Genomic DNA, 459 nt, shown 5'->3' with positions numbered 1-459 from the left:
ACTCGGTCAGGTCGGCGGCGGGGGTGAGCGCGCCGGGGACCAGCGAGCCCTCCGCGTGCAGGGTCCACGGCCCGTCGGCCTCCTCGCGGGAGAGCACGTGCACCGGACGGCGGCCGGCGCCGTCCTCGGGGCCGACCGCGACCTGGACCTGCACCCCGGTGCCGGGCGTGAGCGCGAGCGGTGCCCGCAGGGTCAGTTCTTCGACCACCGCGCAGCCGACCTCGTCGCCGGCCCGGATGGCCAGTTCGAGGAAGCCGGTGCCGGGCAACAGGACCGTGCCGAGGACGTCGTGGTCGGAGATCCACGGCTGGGTGGCCGTCGAGAGGCGCCCGGCGAGCACGACGCCGCCGGAGACCGGGAGCGCCACCACGGCCGCGAGCAGCGGGTGCGTGGCCGGGCCGAGCCCGAGCGAGGCGGGGTCGCCACCGGCGACCTGGCCCTGCAGCCAGTAGTGCTGGC

At 77.3% G+C, this 459-nt stretch carries 1 protein-coding gene; it reads right to left on the bottom strand.

All coding sequences use genetic code 11. The annotated features are described in order from the left end of the window. A partial coding sequence (locus G3I65_RS48965) for a polyketide synthase dehydratase domain-containing protein (RefSeq protein ID WP_160702450.1) occupies positions 1-459 on the bottom strand: 459 nt, incomplete at both ends.

The sequence above is a fragment of the Amycolatopsis sp. SID8362 genome, from assembly GCF_010550475.1.
In the GTDB taxonomy this organism is placed as follows: domain Bacteria; phylum Actinomycetota; class Actinomycetes; order Mycobacteriales; family Pseudonocardiaceae; genus Amycolatopsis; species Amycolatopsis eburnea.
Note: the sequence above shows the minus strand (reverse complement) of the source record. Positions and strands in the feature narration are given on the sequence as shown.